The organism is Paraliomyxa miuraensis (assembly GCF_026337845.1).
GTDB classification, from domain to species: domain Bacteria; phylum Myxococcota_A; class Polyangia; order Nannocystales; family Nannocystaceae; genus Paraliomyxa; species Paraliomyxa miuraensis.
Genome location: NZ_JAOVZF010000052.1, coordinates 1 through 391, shown reverse-complemented (window position 1 = coordinate 391; position 391 = coordinate 1). Strand labels below are relative to the sequence as shown.

At 67.8% G+C, this 391-nt stretch carries 2 protein-coding genes; both read left to right on the top strand.

The features are described from left to right. Positions 1-240, top strand: a 240-nt coding sequence (locus OEB96_RS00220) for a hypothetical protein (RefSeq protein WP_266213360.1), incomplete at its 5' end; no start/stop codon positions are given. After that, positions 237-391: PilW family protein (locus OEB96_RS46535; RefSeq protein ID WP_407674591.1), on the top strand; the 155-nt coding region annotated here is incomplete at its 3' end. The genes OEB96_RS00220 and OEB96_RS46535, both read left to right, overlap by 4 nt.

The following is a 391-nucleotide window of genomic DNA, read 5'->3' as shown; positions in this document are numbered from 1 at the left end:
CCCGACAACGAGATCGGGCAGGTCAACGCGCTGGAGCTCGAGGTGGTGGTGCTGTGGATCGATCACACCAACCCCGGGTATCCGCCCCCCGAGGGCTTGCAGGTCACCGACCTGGTGCCGGCGATGACCGACCCGCAGGATCCGGAGTTTCGCCCCTACGTGGGCAACGTGCGGCTGCGAACGGTGCGGGTCAACGACGTGGTGCTGGTGGCGAGCGACGATGGAGGGACCGGGCCATGAGTCGTCGTCGAGCGCAGGCGGGGTTCACCCTCATCGAGCTGATGGTGGCGATGGTCGTGTCGGCCATCGTGGTGCTGGGGGTCTATGCGTTCTCGGCGATCCAGCAGTCGACGGCGGGGCTGCACGAGCGCAACGTTCGGGTGCAGCAGGC